The organism is Enterococcus sp. BSD2780061688st2 D3 (assembly GCF_005844145.1).
Classification (GTDB): Bacteria; Bacillota; Bacilli; order Lactobacillales; family Enterococcaceae; genus Enterococcus_B; species Enterococcus_B durans.
This window is the reverse complement of sequence record NZ_SPHN01000001.1, coordinates 437,584-460,418: the sequence shown is the minus strand read 5'-3', so window position 1 is coordinate 460,418 and position 22,835 is coordinate 437,584. Positions and strand designations below refer to the sequence as shown.

General features: G+C 38.5%; 19 protein-coding genes. 14 read left to right on the top strand and 5 right to left on the bottom strand.

Annotation, left to right across the window (positions count from 1 at the left end; all coding sequences use genetic code 11):
• Positions 1-88 precede the first annotated feature (88 nt).
• The 4 genes from jag to rpmH all read right to left on the bottom strand — a co-directional run bounded on the left by jag (position 89) and on the right by rpmH (position 2,288).
• The gene (gene jag, locus FGQ66_RS02135; protein WP_005875783.1) at positions 89-847 is read right to left on the bottom strand and encodes an RNA-binding cell elongation regulator Jag/EloR; all 759 of its coding nucleotides are present in this window, start codon (positions 845-847) and stop codon (positions 89-91) included.
• Between the two features lie 14 nt (positions 848-861).
• Complete coding sequence (locus tag FGQ66_RS02130; RefSeq protein WP_005875785.1) at positions 862-1,683, bottom strand: YidC/Oxa1 family membrane protein insertase; 822 nt, start codon at positions 1,681-1,683, stop codon at positions 862-864.
• Positions 1,680-2,036 carry a ribonuclease P protein component gene (gene rnpA / locus FGQ66_RS02125; protein ID WP_005875793.1) on the bottom strand — a complete coding sequence of 119 codons (357 nt, stop codon included), beginning with the start codon at positions 2,034-2,036 and terminating at the stop codon, positions 1,680-1,682. Before rnpA ends, FGQ66_RS02130 begins: the two co-directional genes overlap by 4 nt.
• A gap of 117 nt (positions 2,037-2,153) precedes the next feature.
• On the bottom strand, positions 2,154-2,288 hold the full coding sequence (gene rpmH, locus FGQ66_RS02120) for a 50S ribosomal protein L34 (protein ID WP_002293121.1): 135 nt from the start codon (positions 2,286-2,288) through the stop codon (positions 2,154-2,156).
• Positions 2,289-2,819: 531 nt separating this feature from the next.
• Here rpmH and dnaA point away from each other — a divergent pair.
• The 14 genes from dnaA to FGQ66_RS02045 all read left to right on the top strand — a co-directional run bounded on the left by dnaA (position 2,820) and on the right by FGQ66_RS02045 (position 20,480).
• Positions 2,820-4,154 carry a chromosomal replication initiator protein DnaA gene (dnaA, locus tag FGQ66_RS02115; protein ID WP_005875795.1) on the top strand — a complete coding sequence of 445 codons (1,335 nt, stop codon included), beginning with the start codon at positions 2,820-2,822 and terminating at the stop codon, positions 4,152-4,154.
• 188 nt (positions 4,155-4,342) lie between these two features.
• Positions 4,343-5,473, top strand: a complete 1,131-nt coding sequence (gene dnaN / locus FGQ66_RS02110; protein ID WP_081133663.1) for a DNA polymerase III subunit beta — start codon at positions 4,343-4,345, stop codon at positions 5,471-5,473.
• A 216-nt stretch (positions 5,474-5,689) separates the two neighbouring features.
• Complete coding sequence (gene yaaA / locus FGQ66_RS02105; protein ID WP_005875799.1) at positions 5,690-5,932, top strand: S4 domain-containing protein YaaA; 243 nt, start codon at positions 5,690-5,692, stop codon at positions 5,930-5,932.
• On the top strand, positions 5,919-7,040 hold the full coding sequence (gene recF / locus FGQ66_RS02100; RefSeq protein WP_138301535.1) for a DNA replication/repair protein RecF: 1,122 nt from the start codon (positions 5,919-5,921) through the stop codon (positions 7,038-7,040). The genes yaaA and recF overlap by 14 nt, the downstream gene beginning before the upstream one ends.
• Positions 7,041-8,987, top strand: a complete 1,947-nt coding sequence (gyrB, locus tag FGQ66_RS02095) for a DNA topoisomerase (ATP-hydrolyzing) subunit B (protein WP_005875803.1) — start codon at positions 7,041-7,043, stop codon at positions 8,985-8,987.
• 19 nt (positions 8,988-9,006) lie between these two features.
• Positions 9,007-11,508: a DNA gyrase subunit A gene (gene gyrA, locus FGQ66_RS02090; protein ID WP_138301534.1), complete on the top strand. Its 2,502-nt coding sequence runs from the start codon at positions 9,007-9,009 to the stop codon at positions 11,506-11,508.
• A 174-nt stretch (positions 11,509-11,682) separates the two neighbouring features.
• The gene (gene rpsF, locus FGQ66_RS02085) at positions 11,683-11,982 is read left to right on the top strand and encodes a 30S ribosomal protein S6 (RefSeq protein WP_005875806.1); all 300 of its coding nucleotides are present in this window, start codon (positions 11,683-11,685) and stop codon (positions 11,980-11,982) included.
• Positions 11,983-12,031: 49 nt separating this feature from the next.
• Positions 12,032-12,544, top strand: coding sequence for a single-stranded DNA-binding protein (ssb, locus tag FGQ66_RS02080; RefSeq protein ID WP_005875808.1), 513 nt, complete (start codon positions 12,032-12,034; stop codon positions 12,542-12,544).
• A gap of 25 nt (positions 12,545-12,569) precedes the next feature.
• Positions 12,570-12,806: a 30S ribosomal protein S18 gene (gene rpsR, locus FGQ66_RS02075; protein WP_005875810.1), complete on the top strand. Its 237-nt coding sequence runs from the start codon at positions 12,570-12,572 to the stop codon at positions 12,804-12,806.
• Positions 12,807-13,053: 247 nt separating this feature from the next.
• Positions 13,054-15,027 carry a DHH family phosphoesterase gene (locus FGQ66_RS02070; RefSeq protein ID WP_016177140.1) on the top strand — a complete coding sequence of 658 codons (1,974 nt, stop codon included), beginning with the start codon at positions 13,054-13,056 and terminating at the stop codon, positions 15,025-15,027.
• A 5-nt stretch (positions 15,028-15,032) separates the two neighbouring features.
• Positions 15,033-15,485, top strand: a complete 453-nt coding sequence (gene rplI / locus FGQ66_RS02065; protein ID WP_138301533.1) for a 50S ribosomal protein L9 — start codon at positions 15,033-15,035, stop codon at positions 15,483-15,485.
• A 626-nt stretch (positions 15,486-16,111) separates the two neighbouring features.
• Entirely contained in the window at positions 16,112-17,479 is a 1,368-nt protein-coding gene (dnaB, locus tag FGQ66_RS02060; RefSeq protein ID WP_005875816.1) for a replicative DNA helicase, read from the top strand.
• A 561-nt stretch (positions 17,480-18,040) separates the two neighbouring features.
• The gene (locus FGQ66_RS02050; RefSeq protein ID WP_113845067.1) at positions 18,041-19,333 is read left to right on the top strand and encodes an adenylosuccinate synthase; all 1,293 of its coding nucleotides are present in this window, start codon (positions 18,041-18,043) and stop codon (positions 19,331-19,333) included.
• Positions 19,334-19,616: 283 nt separating this feature from the next.
• Positions 19,617-20,480: a DegV family protein gene (locus FGQ66_RS02045; RefSeq protein WP_005877537.1), complete on the top strand. Its 864-nt coding sequence runs from the start codon at positions 19,617-19,619 to the stop codon at positions 20,478-20,480.
• A gap of 360 nt (positions 20,481-20,840) precedes the next feature.
• Here the strand turns inward: FGQ66_RS02045 and FGQ66_RS02040 are convergent, their stop codons facing one another.
• A complete protein-coding gene (locus FGQ66_RS02040) occupies positions 20,841-22,463 on the bottom strand; it encodes an ABC-F family ATP-binding cassette domain-containing protein (RefSeq protein ID WP_113845069.1) in 1,623 nt (540 codons plus the stop codon).
• Positions 22,464-22,835: the final 372 nt, after the last annotated feature.

Genomic DNA, 22,835 nt, shown 5'->3' with positions numbered 1-22,835 from the left:
CTCCGATAAGAATGATTTCTAATAAAATATACTTGGTTTAAAAAAGTTTGTCAACGAGTATTCATTATTTCTAGAAATCATCCTTCTGTTACAAGCGTTTTTTCACTGGCTCAACGACCAAATAACGATAAGGTTCATCACCTTCTGAATGAGTTTGGACAGCTTCATTTTTACTCAATACCGCATGGATCTGTTTTCGTTCAAAAGCAGGCATTGGTTCTAAAAATACCGGTTGTCCCGTACGACTGACTTTATCCGCTGTACGTTCTGCAAGTCGTTGGATGATCTCTTGGCGTTTCTCCCGATAATTGCCTACATTCACTACCACAGAAAGCTTATTTTCAGCTACACGATGAATAAATACTTGGGCTAAATATTGTAAGGCATTCAGCGTTTTTCCATGTTTCCCGATCAATAGCCCTTGTTTTTGAGTATCCAATTGAAAAACGATCATGTTTGCTTCTCGTTTGATTTTTACTACAGCTGGTGCATCCAATTGTTTCGTAATTTCAGTGAGATAAACTGCTAATTCCGTTAAAGCTGCTTCATCACCTAATTCACTTAGTTCTTTTTTAGGCACTTCTGCTTGAGATTCTTCTTCGTAAACAATTTCTGTTATTTCAGGTTTTTCTTCTAAAACTTCTTCCACTGTTTCTTCGATCGTCTCTGAAACAGTTTCACTGATTGAAGGCTTGATCATCAAACGGGCATTCTTTTTTCCTAGACCTAAGAATCCTTTTTTACCTTCATCAAGTATCTCGATCTCTACGTTGTCTTTTGATAGACCCAAATCATCCAGTCCGAGTTGGACCGCTTCATCTATTGTCGCAGCTTCATAAATTGGCATTAGCATTACCTCCCTTATTTTCTACGTTTTTTCTTAGGATTCATTGCTTTCTTCATTGCTCGTTCTTTTTCACGAATACGTTGTGCTTCTTCTTCACGTTCTTTTCTGATTTTAAATGGATTGTTGATCAATAGCGTTTGTAGTACTTGGAACGCATTTGAGACTACCCAGTATAATGAAAGACCACTGGCTAAATTGACACCCATCACTAAAATCATCACAGGCATCACGAAGTTCATGATCTTCATTGACGCATTCGACTCAAGTTGGCTCATACTACTTAAATAAGTACTTGCGAACGTAAAGATAGCCGCTAGAATCGGCAAAATAAATGTTGGATCAGCAGTTCCTAGGTTCAACCATAAAAAGTGTCCTTGTTTTAATTCTGGTACACGTGAAATGGATTGCCACAACGCCATCAAGATTGGCATTTGTACTAATAATGGTAAACAACCTGCATATGGGTTCACATTATTCTCTGCATATAGACGTTGTTGCTCTTCACGTAATTTTCTTTGTGTATCTGGATCTTTTGCACTATATTCTTGTTGTAATGCTTTTAGTTTAGGTTGAAGCTCTTGCGTTTTACGCATGCTCTTTGTCTGAAAATGCATCAAAGGCATCAATATCACACGGATGATCAAGGTGAATAAAATGATCCCGATCCCCACGTTACCAAATGACAATGCCTTGATCGCTTCTGCAAAATAATAAACGATGTAGCGATCCCAAATTCCTGTGCTTTGCGCACTCACTTCTCCAGTTCCACAACCGGATAAGACGACGGCAAGACCTACGATACCTGCCATCAAAAGTAAACGTTTGTATTTCTTCACTTACTCTTTTCCTCTCTATCGATTATTTTTGCAAGTTTTAAGACATGGACTAGATTGGAACGAATCTCATCGTAAGTCAACCCTTTGACACTTGGTCTGGCAATCACAATAAAATCCAATTCCGGGTCGATCTCTTCTTTTAAAGAATAAATCGCTGCACGGAGCTTGCGCTTTACATCATTGCGACATACGGCATTACCTACTTTTTTACCTACGGAAAGCCCCACACGAAAATGTGGTTGGTCCTTTTTCTCTAAGCGGTAGATGACAAATTTACGATTAGCAAATGATGCTCCTGTTTGGAACACAGCTTGAAATTCTCGTTCTTTTTTAACACGATACGCTTTTTTCATTCGTTTTCTTTCCTTTTCTATCTCTCACTTACGTCAATAATCATACCATATTTCATGTCACTCTTTTACCCTTTCGCAAAAAAAGGGCATAAAAAAAACCACTGAAACCCCAGTGGCTTAAGCTGAAAGAACTTTTCTTCCTTTACGACGACGGCTTGCTAAAACACGACGACCATTTTTAGTACTCATACGTTTACGGAATCCGTGAACTTTTTGACGTTTACGTTTATTTGGTTGGTATGTTCTTTTCATGTATTCCACCTCCAAAATTTCTTATCTACTGATTAAACACAGACATACTTTGATAGTATAACGACAACTAAGGTATTTTGTCAATATAAAATAGAACGATTCTTGTTAAAATACGTGATCTATTTTTCCACAGAACTATTTTTTGCAATGTGTTTTATATGTGGAAAAAGTTATGCACACGAATTATCCACAGCATTTTTCATGCCCTTTTTACACAGAATAAACACCTGTAAAAAAATAATCCACAGATAGAGCAAAACTTGTGAATTGATTGCTGAACAAATTGATAAATATAGATTTATTATCCACAGATGCTTCTGGAGAATTTCTCCAAAACACCACTTATCCACCTGTTGATTACTCATGTGGATAACTAATTTTCCCACTTGTGTTTTTTTCTTCTCATTCACCTCTTGATTTTGTGGATAAACGTAAAATAAAAATTTTTTCTTTTCTTTCTGTGGAAAACTTCAGCGAAAAATGATAAATTAGTACTAGTTATTCACTTTTTAATGAAGGAGGAGGCCTTATATGGTATCCCTCGATGCTTTATGGAACGAATTAAAAACCACTTACCAAAAAGATTTATCGCCTGCAAGTTATAATACTTGGATCGAAACCGCGCAACCAAGATCGTTGGATCAAAGCCAGCTAGTTGTAGAGGTTCCTAGTAAAATTCATAAAGAATATTGGGAAAAAAACCTAGCGACAAAGATCGTCGAAGTCGGTTATATGCTGACAGGTAAAGAGATCATCCCGCGTTTTGTTACCGGGGAAGAAGCAGAACAAGAAATCATTGAAGAAGTCCAAAGTCCAAAAATACCTGTAGCAAATCCCATAAAAAAAGCGATGTTGAATCCTAAATATACCTTTGACACGTTTGTTATTGGGAAAGGAAACCAAATGGCGCATGCTGCGGCATTAGTCGTTGCAGAAGATCCGGGCTCTATTTACAACCCGTTATTCTTTTATGGAGGCGTTGGTCTTGGTAAGACCCATTTGATGCATGCAATTGGTCATCAGATGCTGTTGAGCCAACCTGATGCGAAGGTCAAATATGTTAGTAGTGAAACATTTGCGAATGATTTCATCAACTCGATCCAGAACAAAACAGCAGAAGAGTTTCGTCAAGAATACCGAAACGTTGATCTTTTATTAGTTGATGACATTCAATTCTTTGCAGAAAAAGAAGCTACACAGGAAGAATTTTTCCATACATTCAATGCACTTTACAATGAAGGAAAGCAGATCGTTCTAACAAGTGATCGCTTGCCAAACGAGATACCAAAACTGCAAGAACGTTTAGTATCACGCTTTGCATGGGGGCTTTCCGTTGACATCACGCCACCTGATCTAGAAACACGAACAGCGATTTTGAGAAAGAAAGCCGCTGCTGAGCGGTTAGAGATCCCCGACGATACGTTAAGTTATATCGCGGGCCAAATCGATTCGAATATCCGTGAATTAGAAGGAGCTTTGGTACGTGTCCAAGCATTTGCTGCGATGAATAGTGAAGATATTTCAACAAGTCTAGCTGCTGATGCACTGAAAACACTGAAATCTGGCAAAGGACACCCGCAACTTTCGATCCTACAGATCCAAGAAGAGGTTGCAAAGTATTACCATATTCAATTAAAGGATCTAAAAGGGAAAAAACGAGTGAAATCGATCGTTGTCCCACGTCAAATCGCAATGTATCTAGCAAGAGAGTTGACTGACAGTTCGTTGCCAAAAATCGGAGCCGAATTTGGCGGAAAAGATCACACCACAGTCATCCATGCGCATGAAAAAATCCAACACTTAGTTGATTCAAGCGTAAGCATGCAGAATGAAGTATCGGAAATCAAAAATTTTCTTTTAAATTAATCAAACCAAAGGAAAAAACGCTTTGTGGATAAAAGTGAAAAAAACAAAAAAGTTATGCACACCTTTTCCACAACTGTTTTTTCTTTTCTTTCTTGCATTTTTTTAGTTTTCCACAGAATCAACAGTACCTAATACTTTTATTATTTTATATTAACTAATAATAAATACATGTCTAAAGGAGAAACATCATGAAAGTTACCTTAAATCGAGCAAGTTTTATGCAAGAGTTGCAAACTGTTCAACGAGCTATATCAAGTAAAACAACTATTCCCATTTTGACAGGGGTCAAAATCACTCTGACACAAGAAGGATTGACGTTAACTGGTAGCAATGCAGATATTTCAATCGAAACACTTTTATCGGTCGAAAATGAAAAAGCACAAATGCAAATTGAATCTACTGGATCAATTGTTTTACAAGCTCGTTTCTTTAGTGAGATTATTCGCCGTTTACCAGAAGAGACATTCACTTTAGAAGTTTTAGAAAATAAACAAGTGGCGATCACTTCAGGTAAAGCCAACTTTTTAGTGAATGGGCTAGATGCAGACAATTACCCACATCTACCGGTAGTAGAAAGTCATAACCAAATGAAATTACCTGTGCATGTCTTGACGAAACTGATCAACGAAACAGTTTTTGCTGTCTCACAACACGAGAGCCGTCCAATTCTTACTGGAGTCCACTTTGTTTTAAAAGACAATTCTTTACTAGCTGTCGCAACAGACTCACATCGGTTGAGTCAACGAGTGATCCCAGTTGAACAAGCAGTAGATCAATTCGATATTGTCATTCCTGGTAAAAGTTTGACGGAACTTTCTCGTTCACTAACAAATGAAGAGGAAATCGTTGAAATCAGCATCATGGAAAATCAAGTATTGTTCAAAACAGAAAATATGTACTTTTATTCACGCTTGTTAGAAGGGAACTACCCTGATACGAATCGTTTGATCCCTTCAAGTTTCAATACAGAAGTTGAATTTTCAGTGCCTAGTTTCTTAGCAGCAATCGAACGTGCTTCTTTATTATCACATGAAGGACGTAACAACATCGTTCGTCTATCTATCACTTCAGATTCTGTTGTTCTTTACGGAAATTCTCCTGAAATTGGTAAAGTCGAAGAAAGTTTGAACTATGTGACAAGTAGTGGCGATCCTTTAGAAATCTCTTTCAACCCTGATTACATGAAAGCTGCATTGCGTGCTTTTGGCGATATGAGTATCAAAGTGAAATTTATTTCTTCTATTCGTCCATTTACTTTAGAACCAACAGAAGACGGTGTGCAATTTATCCAATTGATCACACCTGTACGTACAAATTAAGCAAATTTCTTGATAGATTGAAAAATTAGATGAAAAGAAATAGAAAAGAAGCAAAAAGCCCTAAAATCAATTTTAAGGCTTTTTGTTTCTTTTTGTTTAAAACACCTTTTTTTGCTTAAATCGTCTTATATGGAAAAATATATGGATAAATTTGTTTTATTGATCAAAAAAAGGTATAATAGAGTATACATTTATAATGAAAATGAGGGATGAAGAGTGAAACAACAAGTCATTCTAAAAACAGAATTTATGACGTTGGGTCAAATGCTAAAAGAAGTCACGGTGATCAGCAGTGGTGGGCAAGCAAAATGGTATTTAGCTGAGAACACTGTCTTAGTAGATGGCGAACCTGAGAATCGCCGCGGACGAAAACTTTATCCCGGTATGATGGTTGAAGTTCCAGAAGTAGGAACTTTTTTTATGGTAAAAAAAGGAAAAAAAGATAATGAGGCTGAATAAGCTCTATTTAAAAAATTATCGTAACTATAAGGAATTACAAATAGAGTTTTCGAAAAATCTCGTCATTTTCTTAGGTGAAAATGCGCAAGGAAAGACGAATCTTTTGGAAAGTATTTATGTTTTAGCTATGACTAGAAGTCATCGTACAAATAGTGAACAAGAATTGATCGGTTGGAATGATGACCAAGCATTGATTCAAGGAGAAATCACGAAAGGTACATCTAAAATCCCTCTAGAAATCTTACTTTCAAAAAAAGGGCGCAAAACAAAAATCAATCATATCGAGCAAAAGAAGTTAAGCAGTTATGTTGGACAATTGAACGTCATCTTATTTGCACCGGAAGACCTTTCTCTAGTCAAAGGTAGTCCTCAGATAAGACGAAAATTTCTTGATATGGAATTAGGCCAAATCAATCCGATCTATCTTTATGATCTGGTTCAATATCAAGGAATCTTAAAACAAAGAAACCAATATTTAAAACAATTGAACGAAAAAAAGCAAACAGATCTACTTTACTTAGATATTTTATCTGAGCAGTTAGCCGAATTTGGCAGTAAAATCTTGAAAGCTCGTGCGCAATTTGTTCAGCGATTAGAGTTTTGGGCAAACACTTTGCATCAACAGATCACACATCAAAAAGAACAATTAGAGATTGAATACGTAACAGCGATTTCTTCTTTGCATTCACAAACACAAGAAGAGATCCAAACACAGTTTTTGGCATTGCTAGATCAGAATAAAAAGAAAGATTTGTTTCGAGGGACAACAACGATAGGGCCCCATCGTGATGACCTTTCTTTTTTCGTCAATCAAAAAAACGTGCAGAATTATGGGTCTCAAGGACAACAGCGAACCACAGCTTTGAGCGTCAAATTAGCTGAAATCGACTTGATCAAAGAAGAAACAGGGGAATATCCAATTCTCTTGCTTGATGATGTGATGAGTGAATTAGATGATAATCGCCAACTGCACTTGCTAGAAACGATTGAAGGTAAAGTCCAGACTTTCTTGACAACAACCACACTTGATCATGTAAAAAATAAAATGACCGTTGAACCTGAGATTTTTTATGTTCAGCAAGGAAAAATAGAAGGAGAAGAAAGTTAAATGACAGATGAGAGAAGTTTAATTGAACGCGCTAAAGAATATGATGCCAGTCAGATTCAAGTCCTTGAAGGATTAGAAGCCGTTCGAAAACGTCCAGGAATGTACATCGGATCTACTAGTTCTGAAGGATTACATCACTTGGTATGGGAAATCGTCGATAATTCGATCGATGAAGTGTTAGCAGGATTTGCTACTAAGATCCAAGTCGTAATTGAAGAGGATAACAGTATCACTGTAGTCGATGATGGCCGTGGGATTCCCGTAGATATCCAAGCAAAAACTGGTCGTCCAGCTGTAGAAACTGTTTTTACCGTGCTTCATGCAGGGGGGAAATTCGGCGGAGGCGGATATAAAGTATCTGGTGGACTGCATGGTGTTGGTTCATCCGTCGTTAATGCGTTATCGTCACAATTAGATGTAAAAGTTTATAAAGACGGCAATGTTTATTACCAACAATATCGTCGTGGTGCCGTCGTTGATGATTTAAAAATCATTGAACAAAGTGACCGCCACGGAACAACTGTCCATTTTATTCCAGATCCAGAAATTTTTACAGAGACAACCGTTTTTGATTTCAATAAATTAGCGACTCGTATTCGTGAATTGGCTTTCTTGAATCGCGGCATGCACATCTCGATCGAGGACAGACGTGAAGAAAAAACAGTAGTAAAAGAATACCATTATGACGGCGGGATCAAGAGCTATGTCGAGTATTTAAATGCAAACAAGGCAGTACTTTTCCCAGAGCCAGTTTATTTAGAAGGCGAACAGCAAGATATCGCGGTCGAAGTTTCGATGCAATATACTGATGGTTACCATTCAAACATCATGAGTTTTGCGAACAACATCCACACATATGAAGGTGGGACACATGAGTCTGGATTCAAAACAGCATTGACTCGTGTCATCAATGATTATGCGCGTAAACAAAAGCTGATGAAAGAAAACGATGATAATTTGACAGGGGAAGATGTAAGAGAAGGCTTGACAGCAGTCATTTCTATCAAGCATCCCGATCCTCAATTTGAAGGACAAACCAAAACAAAACTGGGAAATTCAGAAGTTCGTACTGTAACTGACCGTTTATTCAGCGAGCACTTCATGAAGTTCTTGTTAGAAAATCCAAGTGTCGGACGCCAAATCATCGAAAAAGGATTATTGGCTTCTAAAGCCCGCTTAGCTGCCAAACGTGCAAGAGAAGTGACAAGACGAAAAGGTGCGTTGGAAATCAGTAATCTGCCAGGTAAATTGGCCGATTGCTCAAGCAATGATCCTGAAAAATGTGAATTATTCATCGTCGAAGGAGATTCTGCCGGTGGTTCTGCAAAACAAGGACGAAATCGTGAATTCCAAGCGATTTTACCGATCCGCGGGAAAATCCTGAATGTTGAAAAAGCCAGCATGGACAAAATTTTAGCGAATGAAGAAATCCGTTCTTTATTTACAGCGATGGGTACCGGTTTTGGGGAAGATTTTGATGTTTCTAAAGCCCGTTACCATAAATTAGTTATCATGACAGATGCCGATGTCGATGGCGCACATATTCGGACATTGCTGTTGACACTATTTTATCGTTATATGCGACCTATCGTGGAAGCAGGGTATGTTTATATTGCGCAACCACCATTGTATGGCGTAAAACAAGGGAAAAAAATCACGTACGTTCAGCCAGGTAAAACTGCTGAAGAAGATTTGAAAGAAGTTGTTGCTTCTTTACCAGCGACACCAAAACCTAGTGTACAGCGTTACAAAGGGTTGGGAGAAATGGACGATCATCAATTATGGGAAACAACGATGGACCCTAGCAATCGAATGATGGCTCGCGTCAGCGTGGATGATGCAATTGCAGCCGATCAGATTTTCGAAATGCTGATGGGTGATCGTGTTGAACCACGCCGTGCGTTCATTGAAGAAAATGCCCATTACGTGAAAAACTTAGATATTTAATCATGAAGGAGGAATAAAGATGAGTGAAGAAATCAGAGAGAACATCCATGATGTCAATCTAACTAGCGAAATGAAAGACTCCTTCATCGATTATGCGATGAGTGTTATTGTAGCTCGTGCACTACCGGATGTTCGAGACGGCTTGAAGCCTGTTCACCGCCGTATCTTATACGGAATGAATGAATTAGGTGTGACGCCAGATAAAGCACATAAAAAATCAGCCAGAATCGTTGGGGATGTCATGGGTAAATACCATCCTCACGGTGATAGTGCGATCTATGAATCCATGGTCCGTATGGCACAGCCATTTAGTTACCGCTACATGTTAGTAGACGGTCACGGAAACTTTGGTTCAGTCGATGGAGATGGGGCTGCTGCGATGCGTTATACCGAAGCGCGTATGAGCAAAATCGCCACAGAGATGCTCCGTGATATCAATAAAAATACAGTCGATTTCCAAAGCAACTATGATGATACAGAAAAAGAACCTGTTGTGTTACCAGCCCGTTTCCCTAACCTTTTAGTGAACGGCACAACTGGTATTGCTGTAGGGATGGCAACAAATATTCCACCTCATAACTTGTCAGAGGTCGTGGCGGCTATTGACCTGTTGATGGAAAATCCAGATGTAACAACGAATGAATTGATGGAAGTACTTCCTGGACCAGATTTCCCAACAGGCGGTTTAGTTATGGGTAAATCAGGTATTCGTCGTGCCTACGAAACAGGTAAAGGATCAATTACAGTTCGTGCGAAAGTGGAAATCACAGAGATGCCAAACGGTAAAGAACGTATCCTTGTGACGGAACTACCATATATGGTCAATAAAGCCAAATTGATCGAACGTATCTCTGAATTACACAGAGATAAACGGATCGAAGGAATCACTGATTTGCGTGATGAATCTTCTCGTGAAGGCATGCGGATCGTCATCGATGTTCGTCGTGATGCAAGTGCATCAGTTATTCTAAATAATTTGTATAAATTGACTTCTTTACAAAATTCATTTGGTTTCAATATGTTAGCCATCGAAAAAGGTGTTCCTAAAGTATTAAGCTTGAAGCAAATCCTTGAAAACTATGTTGAACATCAACGTGAAGTGATTACACGTCGTACGATTTTCGAAAAAGAAAAAGCCGAAGCACGTGCCCACATTCTAGAAGGTTTACGTATTGCTTTAGACCATATTGACGAAATCATTGCAATCATCCGTGGCTCTAAATCAGATGATGAAGCAAAAACAACGATGATCGAACGATTCAAACTTTCAGATCGCCAAGCACAAGCGATTTTAGACATGCGTTTACGCCGCTTGACCGGTTTGGAACGTGAAAAAATCGAAAATGAATACCAGGAATTGTTAAAACTGATTACTGATTTAACAGATATTCTTGCTCGTCCAGAACGGGTAACTGATATTATTAAAACAGAATTGGCAGACTTGAACCAACGTTTTGGTGACAAACGCCGTACGGAATTATTGGTAGGCGAAGTATTGAGTCTGGAAGACGAAGACTTGATCGAAGAAGAAGAAATCGTGATCACACTAACAAATAATGGGTATATCAAACGATTAGCAAATAACGAATTCAGAGCACAACGTCGTGGCGGTCGCGGTGTCCAAGGGATGGGTGTCCACAATGACGACTTCGTCAAGAATCTGGTTTCTTGTTCGACCCATGATACGTTGCTTTTCTTCACAAACAACGGAAAAGTATATCGTGCAAAAGGCTATGAAATCCCAGAATATGGCCGTACAGCCAAAGGGATTCCAATCATCAATCTATTGGGAATCGATTCAAGCGAAAAGATCCAAGCAATCATCGCTGTAACTGGGCAAGCAGAAGAAGGACATTATCTATTCTTTACAACGCGCCAAGGAACGGTAAAACGAACCACTGTGACGGCATTCGCTAATATCAGAAGCAATGGCTTGATTGCGATCGGTTTGAAAGAAGATGATGAATTAGTCAATGTTCTGCTAACGGATGGTCGATCCAATATCATCATTGGTACACATAATGGGTATTCTGTAACATTCTCTGAAGAAGCCGTTCGCGATATGGGACGTACAGCTTCAGGTGTGAGAGGGATTCGTTTACGTGAAGAAGATTATGTAGTCGGTGCAGCTTTGATGAATGAAGATCACGAAGTACTGATCATCACAGAAAAAGGATACGGCAAACGAACAAAAGTTTCTGAGTATCCAGTAAAAGGCCGTGGTGGTAAAGGAATCAAAACCGCCAATATCACAGAAAAAAATGGTCCACTAGCTGGTCTAGCGACTGTTGTTGGAGATGAAGACATCATGTTGATCACTGATAAAGGGGTCATCATTCGTTTCAACGTGGCAACTGTTTCTCAAACAGGACGTGCAACTTTAGGGGTACGCTTGATCAAGATGGAAGCTGATACGAAAGTAGTAACGATGGCGACAGTCGAACCTGAAAGTCCAGAAGAGCCTACAAGTGAAGAAGTAGATGCCTCAACGGAAACAACGAACGATCAGTCGGAAGAATGATCACTGAGATGAAAAAGCAGCCAAGAGAAATCTTGTCTGCTTTTTCTTTTTGTCCTCTTGCTTTAACTGTTTATTTCGTGTATAATCAAGGATTGTGAGTAGTCTAATTTATTAGAAAACTCTCCTTGCTCTTGGGAACCTAAGAGCCGAAAGTCCATAGGGAGGTGAATATCAATGGAAAATACGAAATATGAAATCATGTATATTATTCGTCCAAACATTGATGAAGAAGCAAAAACTGCTTTAATCGAACGTTTCGATACAATCTTAAAAGATAACGGAGCTGAAGTTATCGAATCTAAAGATTGGGAAAAACGCCGTTTAGCGTATGAAATGAACGGTTACCGTGAAGGTATCTATCACATCGTTAAAGTAACTTCTCCATCATCAGCAGCTGCTGTCAATGAATTTGACCGTCTTGCTAAAATCAACGACGATATTATTCGTCACATGATTGTTAAAGAAGAAGCTTAATCATTGTTTCATGTGGAACAATGGAAAACGATGAGAGGAGATGACAATTTTGATTAATAATGTTGTACTAGTTGGACGTCTAACGAAAGATCCAGATTTACGATATACATCAAGTGGCACTGCAGTTGCAACGTTCACTTTAGCTGTCAATCGTAATTTTACTAGCCAAAACGGCAATCGTGAGGCTGACTTTATCAACTGTGTGATTTGGCGTAAATCAGCAGAAACATTAGCAAACTATGCTCGCAAAGGTACCCTTTTAGGTGTTACCGGACGTATCCAAACTCGTTCTTATGATAATCAACAAGGACAACGTGTATATGTAACAGAAGTAGTTGCTGAAAATTTCCAATTATTGGAAAGTCGTTCTGCATCTGAAAATCGTCAACAAAGCGGCGGTTCTCAAAGTTCTGGTCAATCGGCAAATAATTTTGGCGGAAGTAATAACTATAATCAAACATCTCAATCATCCAACGGTATGCCTGATTTTGATCGTGACAATTCTGATCCATTTGGCTCAAGTTCAACGATCGACATTTCAGACGATGATTTACCATTCTAAACGAATTTGATAGGAGGGAAATAGAATGGCACAACAAAGAAGAGGCGGACGTAAACGTCGTAAAGTAGACTATATCGCTGCTAACCATATTGAATATATCGATTATAAAGATATTGAATTACTAAAAAGATTTATCTCAGAACGCGGTAAAATTTTGCCACGTCGTGTAACAGGTACTGGCGCTAAGAACCAACGTAAAATTACGATTGCTATCAAACGCGCACGTATCATGGGCTTACTACCTTTCGTAAGCGAAGACTAAGAATAAAAATCAGACGACAGTCGCTAAGACTGTTGTCTTTTTTTACCCCTGAAATTTTGGTAAAGAGCCTCGATTCAACTACAAAGGATCGATTTTCTGTAAACTTTTTCCTTAAAAGGACAAGGGACATAAAAATAAGATCGTTTAAACATACTAAAATTAGAAAAAAATCCTTACCCATTTGTTTAATCGCTTGAATGACGAAAGTTATGGTAAAATTAAACTAATCAAGTATGGGAGGAAGACGATGGAAAAAGAAAATACAAACTTAACCCCTAGACCTCTCTTCATTATTTTATTTATATTAATCGAAGTACTGGTTATCTTATTTATGCCATTTCGGTTTGTTAGCGCTTTGGTTGTTTTAGTTTTGAATATCTTGTGGCTTCGCTACTGGCTGAAGGTGAAACGCTGGCTGACACTGCGAAATCGTGAAAAGATCCAACAAGCTTCAACGGTTGCCGAAACACACTTAGCTTATGTTTCAGAGATCATGCCAGTCGGGATCATTTCTTACCAGCCGATGACTCAAAAAATCGATTGGATGAATCCTTTTGCATTAGGGATCAAGGATCAAAGTGCGTTATCAGAAGATGAACTACTGGATGCGTTTTTTGCTGCAAAAGAAAAGAAAAAGAATCAGCTGTACTTAGCGGATAAAACATTTCAATTCGATCTAGATACTGTTAAGGGCGTAGTCTATTTTAGTGATGTCACGCAAACACAATTACTGAAACTGCACCAAACCAACAGCCAGCCGGTAATTGGCATACTATCGATCGACAACTACGCCGATGCGATCGATAAACTGGATGACAAAGAAATTTCTTACCTGAATTCTTTTGTGACAACGTTGGTTTCAGATTGGATGAATGAGTACCATGTTTTCTTCAAACGAATCAATTCAGAACGTTTTTTCTTTTTCACTCAATTGAATGTGCTAAAGAAAATGATGGATAAGAAATTTGATTTGCTGGATCGCTTACGTGAAGAAGCGGAGAAACAAAATCTGCCGATCACTCTTAGTATGGGGATTGCCTATGGTCAAGATCCACTCGATGAAATTGGTGCAGAAGCACAAAACAATCTGGATGTAGCGCTAGTTAGAGGGGGCGACCAAGTTGTCGTCAAAGAGATGCGTGAAGGAGCGAAACCGGTCTATTACGGTGGAAGATCAGCAAAAACAGTGAAGCGGACACGGGTGAGATCCAGAGCAATGAGTACGGCTTTACGAAGAATTTTTGATGAAACAGGCGATGTATTTATCATGGGTCATAAGTTTCCAGATATGGATGCGATTGGCTCAGCATTTGGCGTAAGTTGTTTAGCACGCTTTAATCAGAAAAAAGCGTATGTGGTCATAGATGAAACAGAAATTATTCCAGACGTTGAACGTTGTTTGGAAGAAATCCATAAACATCCAGATTTGGAAGCACAATTGATCTCGCCTAAACGAGCGATGGAGCTGAAAAAAGACGAGGACTTACTTGTGATGGTCGACTACCATAAACCTTCACTATCGATCTCTCAGAGCCTTTATGAGCAGTTTGATAAGATCGTGATCATCGATCATCATCGACGTGGGGAAGAATTCCCAAGTAAACCATTATTGACGTACATTGAATCCTCAGCTTCTTCAGCTTCAGAATTAGTCACAGAGCTAATTCAGTATCAAAGCAGTCGAGCCAATCGTTTAGATCGGTTTGAGGCTACATTGTTGCTTGCTGGGATGACGGTCGATACGAATAGTTTCAATGTTCGGACGACCGCTCGAACTTTTGATGTAGCAAGCTATTTAAAGGCTTGTGGAGCTGACGCTTCCCTAGTACAATATTTATTGAGTTCAGATTTAGAAACTTACTTGGAGATTAGTGATTTGATTGCCCAAAGTGAGTATGTGACATCAGATATTGTGGTAGCGACAGGGACAGATGAAAAAGAGTATAATAGTGTCATAGCCGCAAAAACAGCGGACACACTCTTATCAATGATCAATATCAATGGTGCATTCGTCATTACGAAACGAACGGATGGATTAGTCGGTATCAGTGCACGCAGTACGGGCACGATCAACGTACAATTGATCATGGAGTCGCTAGGTGGCGGTGGACATTTCACGAATGCTGCTACGCAATTGGAAAATGTCACAGTTGAAGAAACCAAACAGCGTTTATTAGCTGTAATCAACGAGAACATGAATCAACTATATGATAAGGAGTAATTGCTATGAAAGTCATTTTCTTACAAGATGTAAAAGGTAAAGGAAAAAAAGGTGATGTAAAAGAAGTTCCGACAGGATATGCTCAAAATTACCTATTAAAAAACAATCTAGCAAAAGAAGCAACAAAAAGCAGCATCAGCCAATTAGCTGGTCAGAAAAAAGCACAAGAAAAATATGAAGCAGAAATTTTAGAAGAAGCAAAAAAACTGAAAGAGTTTTTAGAAAAAGAAGATACGGTTGTTGAATTAAAAGCAAAAGCCGGAGAAGACAGCCGCTTATTCGGCTCAATTCCTTCTAAACAAATCGCAGAAGGATTGAACAAACAGTACAAAGTGAAACTAGATAAACGTAAGATCGAACTAGAAAATCCAATCCGTACATTAGGTTACACGAATGTACCAGTCAAATTGCATCATAAAGTGACAGCAACGATCAAAGTACACGTCGTACAAGAATAAGTTAGTAAGATCAATTATGAGAGAGTTCGAAACAAAAGTCGTTTAGGTTTGAGAAATTGGAGAAAAAAACGAGGTTGGGACAGAAGTGTTTAACTCCGAGAAATAAGAAGAAATTCACGAAAATTGCTTTTCAAATTTTTGTGAATTTCGGCTTATTTAAGAAGGAGTTGCTTCTGCTCCCACCGTTTATTCGTTTTTAAAGAATGGGACAAAAGTGTTTCTTACTTTTGTCCCATGCTCGTTTTTTTTGAAATTTCCGAAAAACCTGGCTTTTGGACGCCGTTTATTCAGAATTAGAGTCTGTAGCAAAACTGATTGTTAGATTTGTCCCACATTCTCTAAACATGGATAAACAAGAAGTAGTATCTTCAAAAATAATCTGAAATCACAAAAATTTGAAAAAACATTTCCATAAATCTCTAGTTATTTCCCGGAGTGAAAGACTTCTGTACTAAACTTTTATATTTGGATAGGGAAAAAGGCAATGTTTTTGAACGATAGAGCCAACGTACAAATACAATGGAATGATTTTCTGCGTTCAGACACAATGACTTTTCCACTTTTTAGGATGACTTTTTGACTATTTTCTTGTAAAATGAAGCAATTGAAGACAAGGAGCGATATGTATGAATGAAGTGTGGCAGGATCGAATTCCACCGCAAAATATTGAAGCCGAACAAGCGGTTTTAGGGTCAGTTTTTTTAGATGCTGAAACGATCATTGATGCCATGGAGTACATAGAACCGAAAGACTTTTATCGTCGGGGACATCAAATCATTTTTGAAACAATGATCGAATTGAATGATCGCAGTGAAGCAATCGATGTGGTCACTGTCAAAGATCGTTTGGAACAAGGAAACCTATTAGAAGATGCTGGGGGCTTGAGCTATCTTTCCGATTTAGCATTAGCTGTTCCTACAGCGGCGAACATCGTTTATTATGCAAAGATCGTAGAAGAAAAATCGTTGTTGCGTAATTTGATCCAAACAGCGACAGGAATTGTTACTCGTGGATTTGAACAAGGAGAAGAAGTCCAATCGATATTAGATGATGCAGAACGTAGCATCCTTGAAGTATCCGAAAAAAGAAACCGGAGCGGATTTTTATCGATCGCAGAAGTCTTGAATTCAACGATCGAAAATATTGACCAGTTAGCACAAAACAACGAAGAAATCACAGGACTTCCTACTGGCTATCAAGGATTAGATAAGATGACAGCAGGTTTCCAACCAGAAGAATTGATCATCTTAGCAGCTCGACCAGCTGTCGGGAAGACGGCTTTTGCATTGAATATCGCACAAAATGTCGGTACCAAAACGGATCGTTCCGTAGCTATCTTCAGTTTGGAAATGGGGGCAGAATCCCTGGTTAATCGTATGCTTTGTGCGGAAGGATCGATTGAAGCGAGCCATTTGCGTACAGGTCAGCTTTCTGAAGAAGAATGGTCCAATCTGATCGTTGCGATGGGGAGCTTGTCACGGGCAAATATCTTTATTGACGATACCCCTGGGATCAAAATCTCTGAAATACGCGCAAAGTGCCGCAAACTCGCACAAGAAAAAGGCAATCTCGGCTTGATCTTGATCGACTATCTCCAATTGATTGAAGGGAATGGCAGAGAAAATCGCCAACAAGAAGTTTCTGATATTTCCCGTCAGTTAAAGAAACTGGCGAAAGAATTGAAAGTGCCTGTTATCGCATTATCACAGCTTTCTCGTGGTGTTGAACAGCGGCAAGATAAACGTCCTGTTTTAAGTGATATCCGGGAATCAGGTTCTATCGAACAAGATGCAGATATCGTTGCGTTCTTGTATCGTGATGATTATTATGAAAGAGAAGGCGGCGAAGACAATGACGGCGCTGAACCGCAAAATGACAACGTGATCGAAGTCATCATCGAAAAAAACCGTAGTGGTGCCCGAGGAACTGTTGAATTACTGTTCATCAAAGAATACAACAAGTTTTCGTCGTTATCACCAAGAGAAGAATACTAGAAGAGACGGAAGTATTTTACTCTGAGAATAAGCAGTTATAGCAGATAATGTTCATCTTGATCCTATCTCCAGCCAATGAGCATCATTTATGAAGAGAATGATCTATGATGAAGCAGTCTGCGATGTCAGTAGTTGCTGCAAAATAGCGAAATAAATCAGACAAAATGAGGTCGAGACAAAAGTCGTTTAGGTTTGAGAAATTGGAGAGAAAAAAGAACAATACGTTTTTTGTATTGTTCTTTTTTTTTTTGAAATTTCCGAAAAGCCGGACTTGTGGACACCGTTTATTTCCGAAGGAGTTGCTTCTGCTCCCGCCGTTTATTCGAGAGTCTGTAGCAAAACCGATTTTTAAATTTGTCCTACATTCTTTGTTCATCTTCTAAGTCAAGCCTTTGTTATTCCCTATACTCTTTTGAGGGAATAATTTTCCAAGCACGTTTATTGTTCGCTTTTTAAGCGTTTTTATAAAATAAATAAAAGTATCATTCGATTTTAGTTGAATAAATAGCGAGTTATTGATACAATAATTCAGGATTAAATAATATAAAACGAGGTGTTCAGATGTCATCTGTAGTAGTAGTAGGTACACAATGGGGCGACGAAGGGAAAGGAAAGATTACTGACTTTCTTAGTGAAAATGCTGAGGTGATCGCACGGTACCAAGGTGGCGACAATGCAGGACACACAATCAAATTCAATGGTGTTACTTATAAACTGCATTTGATTCCTTCTGGGATTTTTTATAAAGATAAAATCAGTGTGATCGGAAATGGCGTAGTGGTGAATCCTAAATCATTAGTGACGGAATTAGCGTATTTGCACGAAAAAGGTGTAGAAACAGATAATTTACGTATTTCAGATCGTGCGCATGTCATTTTGCCTTACCATATCAAATTGGATCAATTACAAGAAGATTCAAAAGGTGAAAACAAGATTGGTACAACGATCAAAGGGATCGGACCAGCATATATGGATAAAGCTGCTCGCGTCGGCATCCGTATTGCAGATTTATTAGATAAAGAGATTTTTGAAGAACGTTTGCGTTTGAACTTAGAAGATAAAAATCGTCAATTTGTGAAGATGTTCGATTCTGAACCATTGGTATTTGAGGATATTTTCGAAGAATACTATGAATATGGCCAACAAATCAAACAATATGTCACTGATACATCAGTCATCTTAAATGATGCTCTAGATGCAGGAAAACGTGTCTTGTTTGAAGGTGCCCAAGGTGTGATGTTGGATATCGATCAAGGAACGTATCCATTTGTGACTTCTTCTAATCCAGTAGCTGGTGGTGTAACGATCGGTAGTGGCGTTGGCCCTTCAAAGATCAATAAAGTCGTTGGTGTATGTAAAGCTTATACTTCTCGTGTAGGAGATGGTCCATTCCCAACAGAACTATTTGACGAAACAGGTCAACAAATCCGTGAAGTCGGTCGTGAATATGGTACGACAACAGGTCGACCTCGCCGTGTCGGCTGGTTTGATACAGTCGTGATGCGCCATTCAAAACGTGTATCAGGAATCACTAACCTATCATTGAATTCAATCGATGTATTAAGCGGACTAGAAACAGTAAAAATCTGTACAGCGTATGAATTAGATGGAGAAATGATCTACCATTATCCAGCAAGCCTGAAAGAATTGAAACGTTGCAAACCAGTATACGAAGAACTTCCTGGTTGGTCTGAAGATATTACAGCATGTAAAACACTTGCTGAACTACCAGAAAATGCCCGTAACTATGTTAGACGTATCTCAGAGCTTGTAGGAGTCCGTATTTCAACATTCTCAGTTGGACCTGACCGAACACAAACAAACATCTTAGAAAGCGTCTGGGCGCAAATCTAAGTCATTTTAGTAACATTCGTTGAGACAGGACATTCTTGTGCCTTAAAGAGTGAACGAATGTGCTAGAGAGTCGAACACCATGAAAGCAGGAAAGAACCTGTTGTCCTTTTGTGGTGTTCGCCTTTTTTTTGCCGTTTTCTTCACTGTGAACACCGGTAGATGGCCAAAAAGAGTGGGTGAATATTAATTATTTTCTTTTTAGATAGCTAAAGATATTTTGAACGCAAGAGATTTGCTATAATAGGGGTTAAGGGTAAAATGAATGGTGAAGGAGTTGAAGTAGGTGTATCAAATAGTAACAGACTCATGTTGTGATCTTCCTTATCAAGTACTCGCAGCGGCGAATGTAGACTTTTTGTCAATGAAGATCCAGTTAGATGAACAAGAATTAGTAGATGATCTGGGGAAAACATTTAACTATGACAAATATATGGAACAATTGAGAAACGGAGCAACGCCAACCACCTCACAGATCAATGTGGGACAATACCTTGAATTCTTCCGTACGTATGCTGAAAGAAAAATCCCAGTTTTATACGTTGCTTTTTCAAGTGCATTGAGTGGCTCTTATAGTAGTGCATTGCAAGCTGTCGAATTACTAAAAGAAGAGTATCCTGATCCTCAAATACATGTATTCGACACGAAAGCTGCTAGTGTGGGTGAAGGCGTGTTGGTATTAGAAGCTGTGCGATTGAAAGATGAAGGAAAAACATTAGAAGAAACGTTAGAGTGGTTAAAAAATAATTATTTAAAAGTACACTCTTGGGTAACCGTCGATGATTTGAAACATCTTGAACGTGGCGGACGTATTTCAAAGGCTAGCGCTACACTAGGAAGTATTCTGAGTGTCAAACCAATTATTACAGTAGATGAAGAAGGGCGTCTGACGAATGTCGATAAAGTGCGTGGCAGAAATAAATCGATCCAAAAAGTCGTAGAAGAAACGATTAAAACGATCGTCGCTCCTTTAGAACAAATCGTCTATATTGCCTATGCAGGGGACTTAGAAAGTGCCGAAAAAGCGAAACGCCTGCTAGAAGAGAACATCAAGATGAAAGAAGTGAAACTTTATCCGTTGGGTCCTACGATCGCTAGTCATACTGGCTATGGCTGTATCGCCATTTTTTCAATGGGGATCAAACGATAGAAGTGTACGATCACTAATCCAATAGAAAAAATAGGTCGCAACAGAAGTATTTCATTCTGAGAAAGAACCAGAGAATCATGGAAATTGTTTTGCAAATCCTGCGAATCTCGGCTTATCTCAAGGAGTTGTTTCTGTTCCGACGTTGTGTTTAGAAGAGGTCGAGACAAAAGTCGTTTCGTTTTTAAAGCATGAGACAAAAGTGTTTCTTACTTTTGTCCCATGCTTCTTTGTTGAGGAATTTCAGAATTATGGGTCTTGTATGTGCCCAGACAATATAAAAAGATGCTATTCGTTAGACATGTCTAACGAACAGCACCAGTAGGATTCAACGATCAATCAGTCACGAAACAATTGATCCGTTTACTTCCATAACTCATTTAATTGTTTTTGGATATCTTTGTTTTCTAAAAACTCATCATACGTTGTGTCTGCGCGATCGATGACCCCTTTATCAGAAACAGCAATGATGCGGTTTGCAAGAGTTTGGATAAACTGATGATCGTGTGAAGCGAAGAGAATAGAACCTGTGAAGGCCATTAGCCCATCATTCAATGCAGTGATCGACTCTAGGTCCAAATGGTTCGTTGGATCGTCTAAAACTAAGACATTTGCTTTAGAAAGCATCATTTTAGAAAGCATACAACGGACTTTTTCGCCCCCAGATAGGACATTTACAGGCTTCAAGACGTCTTCACCAGAAAATAGCATTCTACCTAAGAAGCTGCGTAAGAAAGTATTGTCGTCTTCTTCTTTACCTGCATATTGTCTTAACCAGTCTAAAATCGTTAGATCCGTATCAAATTCTTTCGTCGTATCCTTTGGTAAATAAGCATTGCTTGTTGTGACACCCCAGCGCACTGTACCTGTATCTGGTGTGATCTCACCCATGATTACTTTGAATAGCGTCGTAGTTGTAATATCATTTTCAGCAACGAAAGCTACCTTGTCTTCTTTGCTTAAATTAAATGATATATCATTTAAGATTTTCTTACCATCAATAGTAACACTCACGTTTTCGACTTGTAAAAGGTCGTTGCCGATCTCACGTTCTGGTTTGAAACCAACGAATGGATAGCGACGAGAAGATGGCTGGATGTCATCTAACGTGATTTTTTCTAACATTTTTTTACGAGAAGTCGCTTGTTTTGATTTTGAAGCATTCGCGCTGAAACGAGCAATAAAATCTTGTAATTCTTTGATTTGTTCTTCTTTTTTTGCATTTGCATTTGCTTGCAATTTTGTAGCTAGTTGACTAGATTCTAACCAAAAATCATAGTTACCTACATATAATTTGATTTTTCCAAAGTCTAGATCCGCCATATGTGTACATACTTTATTCAAGAAATGGCGGTCATGGGAAACGACGATAACTGTATTTTCAAATTCGATCAAGAATTCTTCTAACCAATTGATTGATTGGATATCCAATCCGTTTGTTGGTTCATCTAATAGCAATACATCTGGTTTACCAAATAGTGTTTGGGCTAAAAGGACTTTGATTTTTTGACCACCCGTAAGTTCACTCATTTGTTGGTGATGTAATTCTTCAGGGATATTCAATCCTTGTAATAATACTGCTGCTTCTGGTTCAGCTTCCCAACCATTTAGCTCAGCAAATTCGCCTTCTAATTCAGCTGCTCGGATACCGTCTTCATCTGTAAAGTCTTCTTTCATGTAGATGGCATCTTTTTCTTTCATTACTTCGTACAATCGTTTGTGTCCCATAATAACTGTTTCTAAGACTGTATATTCTTCATAGTCGAAGTGATTTTGTTTCAAGACGGCCATACGTTCATCTGGGCCCAAGGAGACAGTACCTGTAGAAGGTTGTAGCTCTCCGGATAATACTTTAAGGAACGTTGATTTACCTGCACCATTTGCACCTATTAAGCCATAGCAATTTCCGGGAGTAAATTTAATATTAACATCATCAAATAGTTTGCGGTCTGAAAAGTGCAAACTTACATCATTTACAGTAATCAATTTTTTTCCTCACTTTATCTTTTAATTGTTTTTGACAAGTCTTCTAGAATTATATAGGGGAAAAGTAAAAGTTTCAAGGTAATCAGCTATTCTTTGTGTTTCACGTGGAACAACGTAACGAAAAAGTAAGAAACAGCTGATGGATAGAAGGTGGATATCTGCATGGATTCCTGTATTTTCTAAAAAAAACACAATGATCTTGGATAGAAAAAGTGGATAAGAAATAAATAGTCTTTTCATATGTAAATTGTTTACACTCGAATGTATCAAAAAGTTCGCAATACAATATCAACAGAGCGATCAATCGTCTTTCAGCATATGTTTTGACGTTATTTAAAGAGAAAGGTAGTATGGATAGTAGATCAAAATGAA

What these genes read in the sequence shown, in the direction of transcription:
- FGQ66_RS02050 (WP_113845067.1), top strand. Translation starts at nt 18,041, where the DNA reads ATGTCATCTGTAGTAGTAGTAGGTACACAATGGGGCGACGAAGGGAAA.
- recF (WP_138301535.1), top strand. Translation starts at nt 5,919, where the DNA reads ATGAGGCTGAATAAGCTCTATTTAAAAAATTATCGTAACTATAAGGAA.
- rpsR (WP_005875810.1), top strand. Translation starts at nt 12,570, where the DNA reads ATGGCACAACAAAGAAGAGGCGGACGTAAACGTCGTAAAGTAGACTAT.
- rnpA (WP_005875793.1), bottom strand. Translation starts at nt 2,036, where the DNA reads ATGAAAAAAGCGTATCGTGTTAAAAAAGAACGAGAATTTCAAGCTGTG.
- gyrB (WP_005875803.1), top strand. Translation starts at nt 7,041, where the DNA reads ATGACAGATGAGAGAAGTTTAATTGAACGCGCTAAAGAATATGATGCC.
- rplI (WP_138301533.1), top strand. Translation starts at nt 15,033, where the DNA reads ATGAAAGTCATTTTCTTACAAGATGTAAAAGGTAAAGGAAAAAAAGGT.
- rpmH (WP_002293121.1), bottom strand. Translation starts at nt 2,288, where the DNA reads ATGAAAAGAACATACCAACCAAATAAACGTAAACGTCAAAAAGTTCAC.
- dnaB (WP_005875816.1), top strand. Translation starts at nt 16,112, where the DNA reads ATGAATGAAGTGTGGCAGGATCGAATTCCACCGCAAAATATTGAAGCC.
- rpsF (WP_005875806.1), top strand. Translation starts at nt 11,683, where the DNA reads ATGGAAAATACGAAATATGAAATCATGTATATTATTCGTCCAAACATT.
- jag (WP_005875783.1), bottom strand. Translation starts at nt 847, where the DNA reads ATGCCAATTTATGAAGCTGCGACAATAGATGAAGCGGTCCAACTCGGA.
- gyrA (WP_138301534.1), top strand. Translation starts at nt 9,007, where the DNA reads ATGAGTGAAGAAATCAGAGAGAACATCCATGATGTCAATCTAACTAGC.
- FGQ66_RS02070 (WP_016177140.1), top strand. Translation starts at nt 13,054, where the DNA reads ATGGAAAAAGAAAATACAAACTTAACCCCTAGACCTCTCTTCATTATT.
- dnaA (WP_005875795.1), top strand. Translation starts at nt 2,820, where the DNA reads ATGGTATCCCTCGATGCTTTATGGAACGAATTAAAAACCACTTACCAA.
- dnaN (WP_081133663.1), top strand. Translation starts at nt 4,343, where the DNA reads ATGAAAGTTACCTTAAATCGAGCAAGTTTTATGCAAGAGTTGCAAACT.